Annotated in this window: 16 protein-coding genes and 1 tRNA gene; 8 read left to right on the forward strand and 9 right to left on the reverse strand. The window is 71.5% G+C overall.

The annotated features are described in order from the left end of the window. Positions 1-79 precede the first annotated feature (79 nt). The 4 genes from ABEB12_RS18990 to ABEB12_RS19005 all read left to right on the forward strand — a co-directional run bounded on the left by ABEB12_RS18990 (position 80) and on the right by ABEB12_RS19005 (position 2,911). Positions 80-1,201 (forward strand): helix-turn-helix domain-containing protein, encoded by a 1,122-nt coding sequence (locus ABEB12_RS18990; protein WP_345702927.1) that lies wholly within the window; start codon positions 80-82, stop codon positions 1,199-1,201. Between the two features lie 55 nt (positions 1,202-1,256). Next, the gene (locus tag ABEB12_RS18995) at positions 1,257-1,841 is read left to right on the forward strand and encodes a hypothetical protein (protein ID WP_185059090.1); all 585 of its coding nucleotides are present in this window, start codon (positions 1,257-1,259) and stop codon (positions 1,839-1,841) included. Positions 1,842-1,851: 10 nt separating this feature from the next. Further along, positions 1,852-2,424, forward strand: coding sequence for a DUF1349 domain-containing protein (locus ABEB12_RS19000; protein ID WP_221497553.1), 573 nt, complete (start codon positions 1,852-1,854; stop codon positions 2,422-2,424). Between the two features lie 70 nt (positions 2,425-2,494). Then, positions 2,495-2,911 carry a DUF2867 domain-containing protein gene (locus ABEB12_RS19005; RefSeq protein ID WP_185059089.1) on the forward strand — a complete coding sequence of 139 codons (417 nt, stop codon included), beginning with the start codon at positions 2,495-2,497 and terminating at the stop codon, positions 2,909-2,911. Between the two features lie 511 nt (positions 2,912-3,422). On the opposite strand, the gene ABEB12_RS19010 is transcribed toward ABEB12_RS19005, so the two are convergent. The 3 genes from ABEB12_RS19010 to ABEB12_RS19020 all read right to left on the reverse strand — a co-directional run bounded on the left by ABEB12_RS19010 (position 3,423) and on the right by ABEB12_RS19020 (position 6,754). Continuing rightward, entirely contained in the window at positions 3,423-5,030 is a 1,608-nt protein-coding gene (locus ABEB12_RS19010; RefSeq protein ID WP_185059088.1) for an NAD(P)-binding domain-containing protein, read from the reverse strand. 93 nt (positions 5,031-5,123) lie between these two features. Beyond that, positions 5,124-6,068 (reverse strand): LysR substrate-binding domain-containing protein, encoded by a 945-nt coding sequence (locus tag ABEB12_RS19015; RefSeq protein ID WP_185059087.1) that lies wholly within the window; start codon positions 6,066-6,068, stop codon positions 5,124-5,126. A gap of 50 nt (positions 6,069-6,118) precedes the next feature. Then, positions 6,119-6,754 (reverse strand): TetR family transcriptional regulator, encoded by a 636-nt coding sequence (locus ABEB12_RS19020; RefSeq protein WP_185059086.1) that lies wholly within the window; start codon positions 6,752-6,754, stop codon positions 6,119-6,121. Between the two features lie 97 nt (positions 6,755-6,851). On the opposite strand from ABEB12_RS19020, the gene ABEB12_RS19025 reads away from it, so the two are divergent. Next, complete coding sequence (locus ABEB12_RS19025; protein WP_185059085.1) at positions 6,852-8,408, forward strand: FAD-dependent oxidoreductase; 1,557 nt, start codon at positions 6,852-6,854, stop codon at positions 8,406-8,408. 13 nt (positions 8,409-8,421) lie between these two features. After that, positions 8,422-9,192: a hypothetical protein gene (locus ABEB12_RS19030; protein ID WP_185059084.1), complete on the forward strand. Its 771-nt coding sequence runs from the start codon at positions 8,422-8,424 to the stop codon at positions 9,190-9,192. Here ABEB12_RS19030 and ABEB12_RS19035 read toward each other — a convergent pair. Further along, positions 9,143-9,370: a hypothetical protein gene (locus ABEB12_RS19035; RefSeq protein ID WP_185059083.1), complete on the reverse strand. Its 228-nt coding sequence runs from the start codon at positions 9,368-9,370 to the stop codon at positions 9,143-9,145. The genes ABEB12_RS19030 and ABEB12_RS19035 overlap by 50 nt on opposite strands. A 125-nt stretch (positions 9,371-9,495) precedes the next feature. Between ABEB12_RS19035 and ABEB12_RS19040 the strand changes: the two genes are divergently transcribed. Then, positions 9,496-9,879 carry a hypothetical protein gene (locus ABEB12_RS19040; protein WP_185059082.1) on the forward strand — a complete coding sequence of 128 codons (384 nt, stop codon included), beginning with the start codon at positions 9,496-9,498 and terminating at the stop codon, positions 9,877-9,879. Here the strand turns inward: ABEB12_RS19040 and ABEB12_RS19045 are convergent. The 5 genes from ABEB12_RS19045 to ABEB12_RS19065 all read right to left on the reverse strand — a co-directional run bounded on the left by ABEB12_RS19045 (position 9,790) and on the right by ABEB12_RS19065 (position 15,732). Beyond that, positions 9,790-10,821, reverse strand: coding sequence for an asparagine synthase-related protein (locus ABEB12_RS19045; RefSeq protein ID WP_185059081.1), 1,032 nt, complete (start codon positions 10,819-10,821; stop codon positions 9,790-9,792). The genes ABEB12_RS19040 and ABEB12_RS19045 overlap by 90 nt on opposite strands. After that, positions 10,821-11,327 carry a UTRA domain-containing protein gene (locus tag ABEB12_RS19050; RefSeq protein WP_345702928.1) on the reverse strand — a complete coding sequence of 169 codons (507 nt, stop codon included), beginning with the start codon at positions 11,325-11,327 and terminating at the stop codon, positions 10,821-10,823. The genes ABEB12_RS19045 and ABEB12_RS19050 overlap by 1 nt, the downstream gene beginning before the upstream one ends. Positions 11,328-11,953: 626 nt before the next feature. Further along, positions 11,954-12,520: a cupin domain-containing protein gene (locus ABEB12_RS19055; RefSeq protein ID WP_185059079.1), complete on the reverse strand. Its 567-nt coding sequence runs from the start codon at positions 12,518-12,520 to the stop codon at positions 11,954-11,956. 85 nt (positions 12,521-12,605) lie between these two features. After that, a tRNA-Met gene (locus ABEB12_RS19060) sits at positions 12,606-12,679 on the reverse strand. Between the two features lie 71 nt (positions 12,680-12,750). Then, positions 12,751-15,732 (reverse strand): UPF0182 family protein, encoded by a 2,982-nt coding sequence (locus ABEB12_RS19065; RefSeq protein ID WP_185059078.1) that lies wholly within the window; start codon positions 15,730-15,732, stop codon positions 12,751-12,753. 168 nt (positions 15,733-15,900) lie between these two features. On the opposite strand from ABEB12_RS19065, the gene ABEB12_RS19070 reads away from it, so the two are divergent. Next, positions 15,901-16,470: a PPA1309 family protein gene (locus ABEB12_RS19070; RefSeq protein WP_185059077.1), complete on the forward strand. Its 570-nt coding sequence runs from the start codon at positions 15,901-15,903 to the stop codon at positions 16,468-16,470. Positions 16,471-16,487: the final 17 nt, after the last annotated feature.

Below are 16,487 nucleotides of genomic sequence, written 5' to 3' on the forward strand. Positions count from 1 at the left end.
CGCCGACCAGGCCGAAGTACTGTGACGGTTTCGACCTACAACGGCTCGACCTACAACGGCGTAGTGCCCGGAGTTGACGATGGCGCCGCTCACCACCGAACACCGCGATCGGGTCGTCGCGCTGCTCGCCGGGTTGGACCTGCCCGACCTGCCGGCGCCCGACGACCTGGTGACGGTCGGGGACGCCCGCGTCGCGCTGGACCTGGCCTGGCGGGAGCTGCTCACCTCCGCGTCACACCGGGTGGAACCCGACCATCTGGTGCTGCTGAGCCAGGTGCGCGACCTGGACCAGGCCCTGGAGCGTGAGGCGCTGCGCCACCGGGACACCGCCCTGGACCGGGTGGGCGACGCGCTGGACCTGGTGGCCGGGTGCCGCACCGGCGAGGAGTTGCTCGGCGCGGCCGCGCGGGCGATCAACGAGCTGGGCTTCGACCGGGGCATCGTGTCCCGGCTGGAGGACTCCGCCTGGGTGGCCGAGCAGGTTTACGTGGACCGGGACGCGGACTGGGCACGGGAGATCCTGGCCGCCGGCGGGGCGAACCCGCCGCTGCTGGACGGGCGCCTCCCCGAGACCGAGATGGTGCGCCGCCGGGTCGGCATCGTGGTGCGGGACGTGCAGCACCGCGCCGCCGACCTGCACCGGGCGATCGCGGAGTCCTCCCGCTCCCGGTCCTACACGGCGGCGCCCCTGGTCATCGGCGACCGCGTGGTCGGCTTCCTGCACGCCGACCTCTATTACCAGCGGCGGGACCCGGACGAGTTCGACCGCCGGATGCTCACCGCCTACGCCACCGGGCTCAGCCAGGTGACCGGGCGGCTGGCCGCCCTGGACCGGCTGAACGCCATCGCCGCCGGCCTCGGCCAGCTCGGCAACCTGGCGACCGCGCCGGGGTTCGGGTCCTCGTTGCCGGCGGGCGGTCCCACGAAACTCGGCGACGCCACGAAACTCGGCGAACCATCGAGGCTCGGCGAACCCAGGTACGGCGAGACGCTGCTGACCGGGCCGCACGGCGAGACGCTGACCCGCCGCGAGGTGGACGTCCTGCGCCTGCTCGCCGCCGGGGAGACCAACCAGCGGATCGCCCGCAAACTGGTGGTTTCCGAGGGCACGGTGAAGTCGCACGTGAAGAACATCCTGCGCAAACTGGGCGCCCCCAACCGGGTGGCCGCCGCGCGGATCTGGCTGGACCGGGAACGCTGAGACCGCTGCGCACCGGCACAGCAAACACACATTTCCCCCGCTCACACTGGGGCGAATGACCCCTTCGAAACGCCTCACGGCCGGCGCGTTCGCGGCGCTGGGCGCGGTGGCCGTGCTGGTCAGCGGGTGCGCCGGCGCGCCCGAGCCCCGCCAGCAGGCCCCCGCGCCGGGCACCCGGCAGCTGTCGATCTGGCTGACCGGCTACTCCTGGCAGGACAACACGCCGCCGGGTTCGTCCACCGTCGGCGAGCCGGTGCTGCACCAGCGGGCGGCGGGCACCGGCACCTTCGCCGACCCGATCACCGTCGCGGTGCCCGGGCACGAGGGCGCGATGGACTGGCCGCCCGGGACCAAGTTCTACCTGCCGACGGTGCGCCGCTACGTGATCGTGGAAGACTCCGGCGCGGCGAAACCACCGGCCGGCGCGGACACCCACCTGGACATGTGGATCGGCGGCCAGGACGGCACCAAAGCCGCCACCGACGCCTGCGAGAACGAGTTCACCGGCAACGTGCCCGCGCAGGTGGACCCACCGGCCGACCAGCCGGTGACCGAAGGCCCGATCTTCGCCGGCGGCCGCTGCAACATCCCGCCCCAGGCCGACGACCTGGGCACCTACCACCCGGCGGACTCCAACTAGCATCCGACGGGTGATCCCGTGGAGCGAGGGCCGCTGGTTGAACCCGCCGCCGGGCGTGCGCCCGGACGGCGACGACCTGCTGGTCACCGCCGCCGAGGGCAGTGACTTCTGGCGGACCACCGGCTACGGGTTCGTGCACGACGACGGGCACGCACTGCTCGCCGGGTTCCCACCGGGATCGGCGCTGGAGGTGGCCTTCGCGCTGGACTACACCGAGCAGTTCGACCAGGCCGGCCTGTTGGTGCGGGTGGACGAGCGGAACTGGGTCAAGGCCGGCGTGGAGCACTCCGACGGGGCGCCACAGCTGGGCGCGGTGGTCACCCGGGATCACTCGGACTGGTCGCTGGCCCCGGTGCCCGAGTGGGCCGGCCGCGAGGTGACGATCCGGGCCAGCCGCTCCGGCGACGCGGTGACCTTCCGGGCGCGCGTGGCCGACGGCCCGTGGCGGATGTTCCGGCTGGCCCCGCTCGCGCCGGACGCGGCGGCCACCGCCGGGCCGTACGTGTGCGCCCCTACCCGGGCCGGGCTCACCGTCCGGTTCACCTCGCTCACGGCGACCGCGCCGGACCAGTCACTGCACTAGATCCCCCCGCATGCGCCTAACTGGGCGCGTGCTCAGCCAGCGCCTTCGGCGCTAGATCAAGAAGGACGGGATGCGGCACTACGCCGAGGAGTTCGCCGCGCGCGTCGCGCGCCGGCCGCCGTACACCCCGGAGCGGTGGGCGCGGGTGGTGTACGAGGACGCGCCGAAGCCGCTGCGGGCGTTCCTGCGGTTCGGCTGGCGGGCCGGGCTCGGCCTGCGGCTGGGTGCGCCGGGCTCGGCGGAGCACGTGCTGGGCTGGCGGATCGCCGAGGTGGACGAGGACGCCATCCGGCTGGCGACCTCCTCGCCGTTGCTGGACGCCGAGCTGATCCTGCACAACACCGCCGAGCACGCGGTGATCACCTCGAAGGTCCGGCTGCACAGGGCACTGGCCCGCCCCCTCTGGGCGGCGGCGCTCCCCCTGCACCGCCGCCTGATCCCGCTCATGCTCCGCCAGGCGGTCCGCCGCGCCGGCGTCGCCGCCTGACACCGCACCGGAAACGTGTCGCCGCCCCCGGCGGGGCCGCCGCAGGCGGGGCCGCCGCGTCCTACGCATGCGGTCAAGATCTACATCAACCCCAGGCCCCTGTTCCGGCTCCACAAGGTGCGTGAGGTTGATGTGGATCTTCCGTTGGGCCGGGCCGGTTTAAGGGGCTGAGGCGGTCTGCTTCCGTGCCTCGGTTACGGACCGTGGTCGGGCAGGGCCGAACGGCGGGCCTCCGAGGTGGGCGGCTTCACCGAGCGCACGCTGAGTCCGGTGCTTTCCATGATCCAAGCGGACTGAGCTTGCGCTCGGCGGACGACGGCAGCTCAGACCCGCGCGAAGGCCGAGCCGGCCGTTACGGTACGTAGCGAGAGGGAGCCGGGTGCCCGACGGCTGCGCAACGGGCCGCACGCAAGCGGCGGGAGACCGCCCAGCCGCGCCGTCCGAGCCGCCTTGAACCGGCACCGCCGACGCCCGGCACCACCGTCCCGGAACGGCGTCAGAGTGAGCCGGATCAGTCGAACCGGAAGCCGCGCCAGTCGTTCTCGACCACCTCGGCGCAGGTGGCGCGGTACTCGGCGGCCGCGCCGACGTACATCATCACCACCCGGGGCTTGCCCGGGATGTTGGCGCCCATGTACCAGGAGGCGGCCCGGGGGAACAGCGTGGCGTGCGCCCGTTCGTTCAGCTCCTCGCGCCACTGGGCCTGGGCCTGGGCGTCCGGCTCCATGGTCCGGTGGCCGTGGTCCAGCACGTACTGGAGCGCCTTGGTGGCCAGGTCCACGTGGTCCTCGATGGCCAGCGGGTTGTTGTAGAGCGCCACGGCCGCGCCCGGGCCGGTGATGGTGAACAGGTTCGGGAACCCGTGGGTCATCAGCCCCAGGTAGGAGACCGGGCCGGCGGCCCACACGTCGTTCAGCTTCTGCCCCTCGCGGCCGACCACGCCCATCCGGGTCAGCGCCCCGGTGAACGCGTCGAACCCGGTGGCCAGCACCAGCACGTCCAGGTCGTACTCGGTGCCGTCGGCCAGCCGCAGCCCGGTCGGCGTGACGGCCTCCACCTGGTTCGGCTTGACGTTCACCAGCGTGACGTTGTCCCGGTTGTAGGTCTCGTAGTAGTCGGTCTCCATGGGCAGCCGCTTGGTGCCGAGGGGGTGGTCGTCCGGGCAGAGCATCTCGGCCACGGCCGGGTCGGCGACCCGCTCCCGGATGCGCTCGCGGGTGAACTCGGCGACCGTGTCGTTGGCCTTCTCGTCGACCAGCAGGTCCCGGTATGACTCCATCAGGATGGCGAACCCGCCGGTCTGCCAGCCCCGGTCGTAGGTCGCCCGGCGGTGCTCCGGGTCGACCTCCAACGCGAGGTGCTCGGGCCGGCGGTACGGCACCCCGAGGAACGAGTCGCGCGCCGCCGCCCGCACCCCCGGGTAGTTCGCCTTGGTCCGCGCCACCTCCTCCGGGTCGGACGGCCGGTTGCGCAGCGGGGTGGCGAAGTTCGGGGTGCGCTGGAAGACCGTGAGGTGCCCGGCCCGTTCGGCCAGCTTCGGGATGGCCTGGATGCCGCTGGCCCCGGTGCCGATGATGCCGACCCGCTTACCGGCCAGGTCCGGCTCGGTGTGCGGCCAGGCGTGCGTGGCGTACACCGGGCCGTTGAACGACTCCAGGCCGTTGAACTCCGGCTCCTTCGGGATGGACACGTTGCCGGTGCCGGCAACCACGAACCGGGTGAGGATCTCGTGTCCGCGGTCGGTACCCACCCGCCAGTGGCGGGCATCGTCGTCCCACTCCATGGAGACGACCTTGACGCCGAACCGGTAGTCGCGGCGCAGGTCGAACCGGTCGGCGACGTGGTTCAGGTAGGCCAGGATCTCCGGCTGCGCGGAGTACCGCTCGCTCCAGGTCCAGTCCTGCTGCAACTGCTCGTCGAAGGAATACGAGTAGTGGATCGACTCGATGTCGCAGCGGGCGCCCGGGTAGCGGTTCCAGTACCAGGTGCCGCCGACGTCGGGCGCCGCTTCCAGCCCGATCACCCGCAGGCCCATCCGGTTACGCAACTCGTGCATCGCGTAAAGGCCGGAGAACCCGGCACCGATGACGACCACGTCGCAATCCGGCTGCTCAGCCATGAGTCACTCCCACCAAGTCGGTTCCTCGCAGTCTGACCGCGTGCCGAGGCCCACGGGTAATACCGTCTCGTTATCCCACGCCTCCCGCGGTGTCTACCGGGCGTTGTCCCCCGCCCGGGTGGCCAGCACGCCGTCCGGGACCATCCCGATGAACCGCCGCGTGACCGACCGGGCCACCGAGGCGAACGAGTCCACCCCGTCGCTGCCGTGGCCGACCCGGTAACCGACCCCGATCACGCTGTGCGGCGCGCCGACCAGCTTCACCGGCCGCAGCATCGGCGCGCCCAGCCCGCCCAGCCGCCACGCGCTCTGGGCCATCGGGCTGACCACGGAGTTGCGCATCACGTCGACCGAGTAGTCGATCAGCCCGACCGCCCGGGACGGGATCGAGCGGGCCCGCTCGTTGCGCAGGTCGGCCAGGCTCCAGAAGTTCCGCCACTGGCGCGGCGTGCGCACCACGTCGATGAACCGCTCCTTCAACGCGGCGTCCACGGGCACCTCGGCGAGCCGGGAGAACGGGTGGTCGGTGCTGGCCACCAACAGGGTCGGCTCGGTGAACAGCGGCTCCATCACCAGCCGCTCGTCCTGGTAGGGCGAGCGGACCACGGCCACGTCCACGCTGCCGTCCAGCACCGCCTCGTACTGCTCGACGAAGTCCAGCTCGCGCACCCGCAGCCGCAGGTCGGGCCGGCTCTTCTGGAAGGCGTCCAGGATCAGGCCGGTCAGCTCGCCGGCGGACACCCGCCCGGACACCAGCCCCACGGTGAACGCCGGCTGGGCCTGCGCCCCCCGCACCTCACGCCGCGCGTCCTCCATCGCCCGCAGAATCTGCCGGGCATGCCCCAGCAGGGCCGCCCCGGCGCCGGTCAGCTCCACCCCGCGCGGGGATCGCTCGAACAGCGGGGCGCCGACGTCGCGTTCCAGCTTCTTCAACGCCACCGAAACCGCCGGCTGCGCCACCATCGCCCGGCGCGCGCCACCGTGGATGCTGCCCTCCTCCGCGACCAGCACGAAGTACTTGAGCGTGCGCACGTCCATGTGTGCCGTCTCCGCCGGTTAACGCCGTGACCTGCCCTGGACTCTACTGTTCAGCCGGGCGGGACGCCGAGTCCCTTGACCGACATCGTCGTCATCGCCGCGAGCATGCGCTCGTGGCTGACCGGCTCGCCCAGGCCCAGCCAGTCGCCGTGCAGCGCCACGGAGAGCGCCATGCCGAACATGGCGCGGACCGAGGCGGCCAGGTCGAAGTCGGTGAACCCGCGCTCCCGCGACTCGTTGGCCACCACTTCCTCGAACAGCTCGAGCAGGTGCGCGAAGGCCTGCCGGACCTGTCGCGACACCTCGTCGAAGGGCTGGTCGGCCGGACGGGCGGACATCAGGGCGATGAGCAGCTCGCGCTGTTCCCGCAGCGCCCCGACCAGCCCTTCGAACAACCGGTGGCCCTCCTCGTCGGCGGTGAGCCGGAGGCGTTCGCGGCTCCGGTAGTCCTGGATGTAGGTGTCCATGAACTCCACGAAGGGCGCGACCGCCGCCTCCTGGAACAGGTTCGCCTTGCTGCCGAAGTGGCGGAACAGCATGGGCTCGCTCACCCCGGCGCGCTCGGCGATGTCCCGGGTCGAGGTGCCGCTGTATCCGCGGTCGGCGAACAGTTCGCGCGCCGAGGCGAGCAACAACCGGCGCCCTTGCCCGTAGACGCTGGACCGAGCGGTCGCCGGCTGGCTCATGGGGCCACGGTAGCCACTTGACAGCTCATGGTGCTCGGCCCCATCCTCGTCCAAGTACAGCAAGCACTAAACATACCTGCCTCGAGGAGGGCCGGCGATGTCCGCGACCGATGTGATCGTGGTTGGGGCCGGCCACAACGGCCTGACCGCCGCCTGTTACCTGGCCCGCGCCGGGCGCAGCGTCCTGGTGGTGGAGTCCGCCGGCCGGGTCGGCGGCATGACCTCGACCAACCCGGTGCTGGCCGGGGCGCCGGAGCACCGCATCAACGAGGGCGCCATGGACTCCTCGCTGTGGCGCACCACCCGCATCCCGCGCGAGTTGGAGCTGCACCGGTTCGGGCTGACCGAGATCGAGGTCGACCCGCCCTACGCGTTCCTCGACCAGGACGGCTCCTCGCTGTGCATCCACCGGGACCCGCGCCGCACCGCCGAGGAGATCGCCCGGTTCTCCCGCCCGGACGCCGCCGCCTACCTGGACCTGGCCAACACGCTGGACGCGGCGATGAACGTCGCGGTGCCGTTCCTGAACACCAACCCGGTGCGGCCGTCACCGGCCGGGATCCTGCGCGGAGCGGCCCGCTCGGCGCTGCGCCCCGGGCGGCTCGGCCCGCTGGCGCACTTCTTCAGCACCTCGCACGCCGAGTTCGTCGAGGAACGCTTCACCGACCGGCGGGTCCGCGCGCTGCTGGCCGCGCTGCCCTGCTTCGCCCCGATGTTCGCCGACGGCACGGCCTGGGTGTTGATCTACTTCGGGCTGATCCACCGGGCCGGGGTGGGCCGGTTCGCCGGCGGAACCGGCGCGGTCACCGACGCGCTGGCCCGCTGCCTGGCCTCCCACGGAGGCCGGATCCGGGTCAACGCAACCGTCGACGGCCTGGTCACCCGGCACGGCCGGGTCACCGGCGTACGCCTGGACGACGGCACCGAGCTGCCGGCCCGGGCGGTGCTCACCACCAACAACGTGCGGATCCCGCTGACCGAGTGGCTGCCCGAGGGCGCGCTGCCGAAGCACCTGGCCCGGCGGGCCGCCCACATTCCCACCGACTCCACCGGCGCGTCCTCGTTCAAGGTCGACGTGGCGCTGCGCGGCCGGGTCGAGGTCTCCGCACACCGGGCCGGCGGTGTCGACCTCCGCACCCCCGCGCTGGTCTGGACCACCTTCGAGGAACACGTCCAGGCCTGGCACGACTGCGCACGCGGCCGGGTGCCCGACCCGCTGCCCGGGGTGGCCATCCTGCCCGCCGGCGCGGACCCGTCGCAGGCCCCGGCCGGCCAGGACACCTTCTGGTTCTGGTCCGGGATCTCCCCGGTGCGCCCCACCGAGCCCTGGTCCGAGCTGGCCGGCCCGACCGCGGAACGCGTGCTGGCCACCGCGTCGAAGTACCTCGGCGGGCTGGCCGAACTGGAGATCGACCGGCAGGTGATGACCCCGCCAGACTTCGAGCGGCGGTTCCGCGCCCCGGACGGCAACGTGTACCACGTCGACCCCACCGCCACCCGGTTCGGGCCGCTGCGCCCGGCCGCCGGGCTGGCCGGCTACCGCTCCCCGGTGGACGGCCTGTTCCTCTCCGGCGGCGGCACCCACCCCAGCGCCGGCATCTGCGGCGTGCCCGGACAGCAGGCCGCGAAAGCGGTGCTGCGGACGCTTCGTTGAGGAGGCCGAACCCATGACCATCGACGCATCCGAAACGGACACCGCCGATACCCCGAAGACCGCGCTCGCCGCCCGGATCGCCCATCGGGACGCCATCAACCACCGCGTACGGCTGGCCGCCATCTGGTCCTGGCCGGTGTGCGTGGTGACCTTCGGCGCGGCGTTCCTGTTCGTGGTCGGATTCGTGCCGCCGCCGTCGCCGGCGCTGGACGCGCGACAGATCGCCGAGGTCTACGCGGCCAACACCACCGGGATCCGGGTCGGAGTGCTGGTCGCCATGTTCGCCTCCGCGTTGCTGCTGCCGTTCCTCACCTCGGTGTCCGCCGAGATCAAGAAGATCGAGGGCCCGCTCGGCCTGCTCGCGCCCATCCAGTTCGGCGGCGCGGTCGCGCTGACCATGATCTTCCAGATCATCGGCCTGTGCTGGCTGGCCGCCAGCTACCGGCCGGAGGCCAGCCCGGAGATCATCCGCGCGTTCAACGACTACACCTGGTTCGCCTGGAGCAGCTTCATCGCCACCTACTCGCTGCAGTTCATCTGCATGGGCATCGCCGGCCTGATGGACTTCCGGGAGCGCCCGGCGTGGCCGCGCTGGGCCGCCTACCTGAACCTCTGGGTCGCGGTCACCGGCGCCGGCGGGGTGCTCGCGGTGTTCTTCAAGACCGGCCCGTTCGCCTGGAACGGGGTCGTCGGCTACTGGATCCCGGTCATCCTGTTCGTGGTCGGCCTGAGCGTCACCACCTGGGCGCTGCACCGCCGCGCACGCCACGAGGCCGCCCGGTGAACCGGGGGCAGGTGGCCTGCGCGTGGTGCGGGCCGGTGATGACCGCCGGGTTCTTCGTCGGGCTGCTGCTGCTCGCCCGCTTCATCCCGCCGCCCTCACCGGCGGCGGGCGCCGACCAGATCGCCGCGATGTTCCGGGAGAACACCACCGGCATCCGGATCGGGCTGTTCATCGCCATGCTGGCCACCGGGCTGCTCTGCCCGTTCTACGCCGCCATCGCCGTCCAGATGCGAGACATCGAGGGCCGGTGGGGCGCGCTCAGCCTGACCCAGGCCATCGCCTGCCTGCTCCTGCCTGGAGATCGTGCTGCCCCTGATGATCTGGCAGGCGGCCGCGTTCCGGCCCGAGCGCGACCCGGCCACCACCCAGACCCTCAACGACCTGGCCTGGCTGCCCTTCCTCGGCCTCACCACCACGGTGATCATCCAGAACGTGGTGCTCGCCGCGGTGGTGCTGCGCGATCCCCGCCAGCGGCCCCTGCTGCCCCGCTGGTACGGCTACACCAACCTCTGGGTGGCGCTGGGCATCGTCCCGGCCGGCTTCATCGTGTTCTTCAAGACCGGCCCGCTGGCCTGGGACGGCCTGCTCGCCTGGTGGCTACCGGTCGCGGTGTTCTTCTTCTGGATCATCCTCACCGCCGTGCTTCTGCACCGGTCCGCGCGCGCCGGACAGAATGTGCAGGTATAGCCGGGTCGCGATGGCGTCGAACGGCTCGCCGGCGGGGTCCGAGTAGGTCTTCGCCCCCGGAAGTCGTGCCGCGTACCCGCGCGCGGCCTCCGCCAGCGCCTCCATCAGGCCCGAGGAACGCTGGATGGCGTGTTTCCGTTGCCAGGCCAGCGATCGGTGCGGTCCCGGGAGCAGGCGTTCGCAGGCGATGCGCAGGCACAGCTTGTCGTGGTCCCCGAACAGCGCCGGCGGGGCGAGGGTTTCCGCCAGGCGCCAGAAGCGGACCGTCTGGAACACGTGCATGAGCCGGCGGGCGTCGGCGCCGAGCAGCGCGGGATAGAAGTGCGGCACCAGGCGGTGGTGGGTGAAGTTGGCCGAGGACTCCCCGCGGATCACCCGGTCCATCTCCCGCACCGCCCCGGGCGAGTCGACCGGCTGCCCGAGGGTCCGGCCACCGGCGAATATCGCGTCGGCGCCGCTGCCGGTGAGGATCGCCCCGCCGCCGTCGGCGGCGCCGTTGCGGGCGGCGGCGAGGACCGGGATGGCCGCCGTGACCTCCCACAACTCGGCGGTACCCAGCCGCTCGACCACCTCGGCCGCGAGCGCGGCCACGTCGTCGCGGGTGAGGCGGACGACGGTGTGCGGCAGCCCCAGGGCCGCCGCGGCCGCCGCCGCGCTGGTCCCGTCGGTGCTGTGGTCGGTGACCACGGTGAAGGCGCGCGGCTTCACGCCGAGGCTCGCCGCCGCGGCGGCGACCAGGATGGAGTCGACCCCGCCGGAAAGCAGCACGCTCGCGTCGCCAGGGTGCCGGTCGAAGATCGCGGTGAGGCGGTCGCGCGTCTCGTCGGCGACCAGTCCCGCGGCGACTTCCGGGTCGGTCGTCCGCCGGGCCTCGGGGTTTCCGGTCGCGATGTCGTAGAGGTCCGAGACGAACTCCATCGAATCGGCGGTCTGCCGGATCACTACGCCTGCCAGCGGCAGAGCCGGGTCGTGTAGAAGAACTCGGTCCGGTCGGCCGGCAGGATCATGTCCGCCACCTCGACCACGCGGTCGCGGATGTCGATGGACGTCTTGCGCAGCTCGAACACCGGCACCCCGGCCGCCAGCTCGAGGTCGGAGATCTCCTCGGCGCTGGGCGCCCGGGCGGTGATGCGGTCGGTGACCCGGTCGATCTCGATCCCGAGCGTGCCCAGCTGGTGCTGGGTGCCGCCGGGCCACGGCTCGTTGCCCGCGTCGAGCAGCGCCGGGTTCACCGCCACCTGCTCGTACCGCAGGTACGAGCGGACCAGGCTCAGCGGCGTCTCGTCCGCCCGAGCGCCGGTCCGGTAGGTCCGCTTGAGCAGCTTCGCCCCGGTGGGCACGCGGAACGCCGCCGCCAGGCTCTCCGAAGCCGGCTCCGTGTCGTACTCGGCATGGAATACCAGCTCCGGCGCGGTCACGCCGCGCCGCTGCGACTCGGACAGCCGCACACGGTCCTTCTCTCGCTGGTGACGGTCCTGACCACGGAGGATCGGGCGAGGTTTGCCGGCGGTGCGCTCGAACTCGGGCACGGTTGTGCGAGTCCTCTCGAAGGCGCTGGGATCAACCTCTTGACGTTAGCGCACCTGTCGAGCCGGTGCCGCCAACCGAACGACCCTCAGGAGACCGCGCCGCGTGTCATACGGTCCCGCATGCCAGCCATCGTCCCGCCCCGGGTGCCGAAGGTCTGGCCGAGGTGTCGTACTGGGTGCTTCCGGGGGCACGCGGGCACCGCATCGCCGGGCAAGCCCTGGTCGCCGCGACCGCATGGTGCTTCGCCGGCCTCTGGCTGCACCGCATCGAGTTATGCCACTCGACGCCTAAACGCTCACCGTCTGTGGCCGCGTTTGGCCTGGTTCGCGGGAGGTTTCATGGTCAAGTCGCCATGAGAGACCTTCTACTGGTCAGTAACATCTCTCAGGGCGACTTGACCATGAAACGTTCGCGCCGCGCGTAAGACCATGCCGCCCGAGGGTCTGTGGTCGGTCATAGCCCGGCCGGCCGGCGACGACGCCGAAGATCCGGGTCGCCGGCCCGGCGCGACGGGCACGCGGGGCCGTACACCCGATCGTCCGGGCTACCGGGTCTTGAACGCCTTGCGGGCGGCGGCGCGGTCGGCCCAGGAGTCCGTGCCCGGCCCCTTGACCATGTCGGTGAACCAGCTGTCGTGGCGGATCAGGAACTCCTTCCGCTCCTGGTCGGTCAGGCTCCCCAGCTGGCCGATCCCCTCGAAGTAGCCCTCGCGCGCGCCTCCGGGGGCGAACAGCATCAGGAACTCGGTCGGCTCGCCGGAGATGTTGCCGAACGAGTGCAGGCCCCCCGGCGGCACGTAGAGGTAGTCGCCCTGGCCGGCGTCCATCCAGCGCTCACCGTCGAAGACGTGGATCTCCCCGGACAGCACGTAGAACGCCTCGGACATCGTCTTGTGGAAGTGCACGCTGGTGCCGCCGACCGCCGGCCCCATCCGGTTCTGGTACAGCCCGAACAGCCCGTCGGTGGTCAGCCGCGTGGACAGGTAATGGAACTCACCACCGCCGGGGGTGGTGAAGTCCGGCGGAGTCCCGGCCGGGCGAAATGTCGCGCTGACCTCCCCCTCGCCGCTCTCGTAGCGGATCTCCGGGTAGTCATCTGCTAGGAAAGACACCCGTCGACACTAGGGGAAAGATCGCAGGCCCTGAAACGGAAAACGGCCCCCGGTGGCTGGATACCGGGGGCCGTTCCTTACTTAGTAGCGGGGGCAGGATTCGAACCTGCGACCTCTGGGTTATGAGCCCAGCGAGCTACCGAGCTGCTCCACCCCGCGTTGGTAAAACCAAGCTTACACACCGGCGAACGGCCCGCGCACGCGGGGTCCCGTTCGCCGGTGTGCGCTGGTCAGCCGCCCGGAGCCGGTGGTGCGGGCGCCGGTTGCGCCGGGGCCGGGGCGGGCGCGTTGGCCTGCGGAGCGGCGCTGGACGCGGACTGGAAGTCCTTCACCGCCCGGTCCAACTCCGACAGCGCCTGGCCCTGGGCGGCGAAGTCACCGCTCTGCTGGGCCGCGCGCAGCTTGTTCAGCGCGTCGCTGATGCCGCCGACCGCGCCGCGCAGCTCACCGGGCAGGGGCGCGGTATTGCCGCCGGCGGCCTGGGATGGCTGGCCGGGCGAGGCCGGGGTGGTCACGCCGCCACCGGGAACGGCGGTCGCCGCGCCGGGGCCGAACACCTGGTTCAGCGCGTCGTCCAGCCTCGGCGCGTAACCGATCTTCTGCCCGAAGCTCACCATGACCCTGGCCAGCTGCGGGAACGAGGCGGCCGCATTGGACCGCTCGATATAGATCGGCTCCACGTAGAGCAGGCCGCCGGCCACCGGGAGGGTGAGCAGGTTGCCGTAGTCGATCGTGGTCTGGCCACCCTGGCGGAGCAGGTTCAGGTCCTGCGCGGCCTTGGTGTCGTTGCCGAACTGCGCCTGCATCTGCTCCGGGCCGGGCGTCTGCTGCACGTTGTTGGTGGGCAGCTTGAGCACGGTGATCTTCCCGTAGCTGCCCGGATCGGAGGACACCGTGACGTACGCGGACAGGAACGGCCGGTTCAGCGCGACCAGCGCGCTGGTCAGCTGGAACCCGACCTCGTCGGGCCGGGTACCCACCTGCTGGTCACCCCTGGGCACGCCGGCGAGCACGTAGTACGGCGGCTGGGAGTCCCTGGTCTGCGCCGCGCCACCCACCGTCGGGTCGTTGGGCACGTCCCAGAACGCCGTGGTGCTGAAGAAGTCACCGGGCGAGTCCACGTGGTACCGGGTGAGCAGCTCGCGCTGCACCTTGAACTGGTCCTCCGGGTAGCGGAAGTGCGACTCCAGCTCGGGGCTGATCTCGCTCTTCGGCTTCACGCTGCCCGGGAACACCCCGGTCCAGGTCTTCAGCACCGGGTCGTTCTCGTCGAAGGCGTACAGCGTCACGGTGCCGTCGTAGGCGTCCACGGTGGCCTTCACCGAGTTGCGCAGGTAGCTGATCGTCTTGTTGGGCAGCCGGCGGACGCCCTGCAGGGTGTCCTGTGTGGCGTCCTCCAGCGCGGTGCGCGCCGCGTACGGGTAGTTCTCCAGCGTGGTGTAGCCGTCCACGATCCACTGCACCCGGCCGCCCACCACCGCCGGGTAGGGGTCGCCGTCCAGGGTCAGCCACGGCGCGACCTGCTGCACCCGGTCGCTGGGGTCCCGGTTGAACAGGATCTTGGAGTTCTCGTTGATCGAGCCGTTGAACAGGATGTTCCGCTCGCCGTAGTACAGCGCGAACACCGATCGGGTGATCAGGTTGCCGATCGGGACGCCGCCCGTGCCGGCGTAGGTGTGCTGCTCGGTGTCGCTGTCGTACTCCCGGGGCCGCTCGCCGTCCCGGGCACCCACGATGGAGTAGTCGCCGGGGGCCATCTTCTCGCCGTAGTAGACGCGCGGCTGCTGGACCTTGATGTTGGCCTCGCCGGCGGCGAAGTCCGGGATGCCGCCCTGCCCGCCGGCCTCGTCCAGGGTGCCCTTGACGGTGTTGGCCGGCGCGGACACGAAGCCGTTGCCGTGGGTGTAGACCATCCGCCGGTTGATCCAGTCGGTCTGGTTGCCGATGAGGCCGTTGCTGTCCAGCTCGCGGACCGCGACCACGTAGTCCCGCACCTGGCCGTCGCGACCCTTGTACCGGTCGATGTCCAGCTTCTCCGGGAAGCCGTAGAAGTTCTTCCGGCCCTCGAACTGGGTGAACGTCTTGGACAGCCGGCTCGGGTCGAGCAGCCGCAGGTTGGGGATGGTCGCCTGGTCGGACCGCACGGCGGTCGGGTTGGCGTCCGAGCGGCCGGAGTAGTCCTGGTAGGTGACCTGTTGGGGAGTCAGCCCGTAGGCGTCCCGGGTGGCCTCGATATTGCGCTCGATGGGCAGCGCCTCGCGCTCGTTCGCGTTCGGCTTGACCACGAACTGCTCCAGCACCGCCGGCCACGCCGCGCCGACCAGCACCGAGGACAGCACCAGCAGCGCGATCGCGATGGACGGCAGCTGCAGGTTGTGCCGGAACACGGCGGCGAAGAACAGCGCGGCACAGATCAGCGAGATCAGCAGCAGGATGATCTTCGCCGGGAGCACCGCGTTCAGGTCGGTGTAGCTGGCCCCGGAGAACACCCGGTTGGGGTCCGAGGAGAGCAGCAGGGTGTACCGGTCGAGCCAGTAGGCCACCGCCTTGAGCAGCACGAACACCCCGGCGATGACGGCCAGCTGGGCGCGCGCGGCGACCGAGACCTGGCCGGCGCGGCCGGTCAGCCGGACGCCGCCGAAGATGTAGTGGGTGATCAGCGACAGCACGAAGCAGAGCGCCACCGCGACGAACATCAGGTCCAGCGCCCAGCGGTAGAACGGCAGCTGGAAGGCGTAGAAGCCGATGTCCATGCCGAACACCGGGTCGGCGGTGCCGAACGGCGTGGAGTGCAGGAACATCTGGGTGACCTGCCAGTCGCCCTGCGCGGCCAGCCCGGCGATCACACCGACCAGCAGCGGCACCCCGATGGCGAAGGCGCGCAGCCGCTGGATGATCACCGTGCGGTACCGGGCCACCGGGTCCTCCGGCCCGCTGACCGGCACGAACACCGGCCGATTGCGGAACGCGATGGCCAGGGTCAGCGCGACCAGGCCCGCGAAGATCACGGTGACGGCGGCGAACTGCGCGATCCGGGTGAGCACCATGGTGCTGAACACACCTCGGAAGCCCACCTCGCCGAACCACAGCCAGTTGACGTAGTAATCCAACAGGCGGGAACCAGCAAGCAGCGCCACCAGCACGACCGCGCCGAACACCAGCATGATGCGGGTTCGGCGGGTAAGCGCGGGAGCCCCGGCTGGGGGCGTCATCGCCACGAGGCACACTCCATGATCGTCGATGCCGGTGCGCCGCGCCCCCTGGGCGCCGGGGGAGCCTGGCCGTTTGGCACCCTGGAGGCACGGATCACACGTCTGCTGTAATGCCCAACTCTACAAATGGGCTCTCAGGTTCCCACTTGGGATAGGAAGATCTTGCGAATGACGCGCCCCCAAGCGCCAGATGAATGGTCGAATTGGCTGCCGGCGGCCGTCCGCGAGGTGGAGGCCTTTCTCGCCGAGGCCGGCTGGGACCAACCCCCGCAGCTGTTCGCGCTGGTCCCCACGGCCGAACTGGTGCGGCGCGAGCCCGGGCTGGCCGAGCGGCTGCCCTCGGTGGAGGGGCTGACCCCGATCGCCCAGGAACCGCTGGGTGACCAGGTCGACCTGGCCGAGACCCTGGCCGGCATCTGCTGGCCCGACGAGGTGGCCGGTTGTGCGCTGGCCCAGGAGATCATGGTGCTGCCGCCGGACGCCGAGGCCGAGCTGGACTCCGCCGTGGCCGCCAGTGACGGGGCCGACGCCGTCGGGGTGGCCCGGCGGGTGGCCGGTGCGCACCCCGACCGGCGGGACGCCCGGCTGGTCGTCGGGGTGCTGCGCGGCGGCGAACACCGCTGCCTGCTCCGCCTGCGCGGCGCCCCCGACGGCGCCGACCCCCTCGAAGAGCTCGTCGAACACCCCGACCTGGCCCCCAACCTGGTCGCCGCCCTCCTCACCACCCTCACCGACTAATCCCTGATTCAGTGCGT

Origin of the sequence: Actinospineispora eucalypti (genome assembly GCF_039543365.1) — a bacterium.
GTDB classification, from domain to species: domain Bacteria; phylum Actinomycetota; class Actinomycetes; order Mycobacteriales; family Pseudonocardiaceae; genus Pseudonocardia; species Pseudonocardia eucalypti.

What these genes read in the sequence shown, in the direction of transcription:
- ABEB12_RS19065 (WP_185059078.1), bottom strand. Translation starts at nt 15,732, where the DNA reads ATGACGCCCCCAGCCGGGGCTCCCGCGCTTACCCGCCGAACCCGCATC.
- ABEB12_RS19015 (WP_185059087.1), bottom strand. Translation starts at nt 6,068, where the DNA reads ATGGACGTGCGCACGCTCAAGTACTTCGTGCTGGTCGCGGAGGAGGGC.
- ABEB12_RS19010 (WP_185059088.1), bottom strand. Translation starts at nt 5,030, where the DNA reads ATGGCTGAGCAGCCGGATTGCGACGTGGTCGTCATCGGTGCCGGGTTC.
- ABEB12_RS18995 (WP_185059090.1), top strand. Translation starts at nt 1,257, where the DNA reads ATGACCCCTTCGAAACGCCTCACGGCCGGCGCGTTCGCGGCGCTGGGC.
- ABEB12_RS19025 (WP_185059085.1), top strand. Translation starts at nt 6,852, where the DNA reads ATGTCCGCGACCGATGTGATCGTGGTTGGGGCCGGCCACAACGGCCTG.
- ABEB12_RS18990 (WP_345702927.1), top strand. Translation starts at nt 80, where the DNA reads ATGGCGCCGCTCACCACCGAACACCGCGATCGGGTCGTCGCGCTGCTC.
- ABEB12_RS19005 (WP_185059089.1), top strand. Translation starts at nt 2,495, where the DNA reads ATGCGGCACTACGCCGAGGAGTTCGCCGCGCGCGTCGCGCGCCGGCCG.
- ABEB12_RS19030 (WP_185059084.1), top strand. Translation starts at nt 8,422, where the DNA reads ATGACCATCGACGCATCCGAAACGGACACCGCCGATACCCCGAAGACC.
- ABEB12_RS19070 (WP_185059077.1), top strand. Translation starts at nt 15,901, where the DNA reads ATGACGCGCCCCCAAGCGCCAGATGAATGGTCGAATTGGCTGCCGGCG.
- ABEB12_RS19020 (WP_185059086.1), bottom strand. Translation starts at nt 6,754, where the DNA reads ATGAGCCAGCCGGCGACCGCTCGGTCCAGCGTCTACGGGCAAGGGCGC.
- ABEB12_RS19035 (WP_185059083.1), bottom strand. Translation starts at nt 9,370, where the DNA reads ATGGCGATGAACAGCCCGATCCGGATGCCGGTGGTGTTCTCCCGGAAC.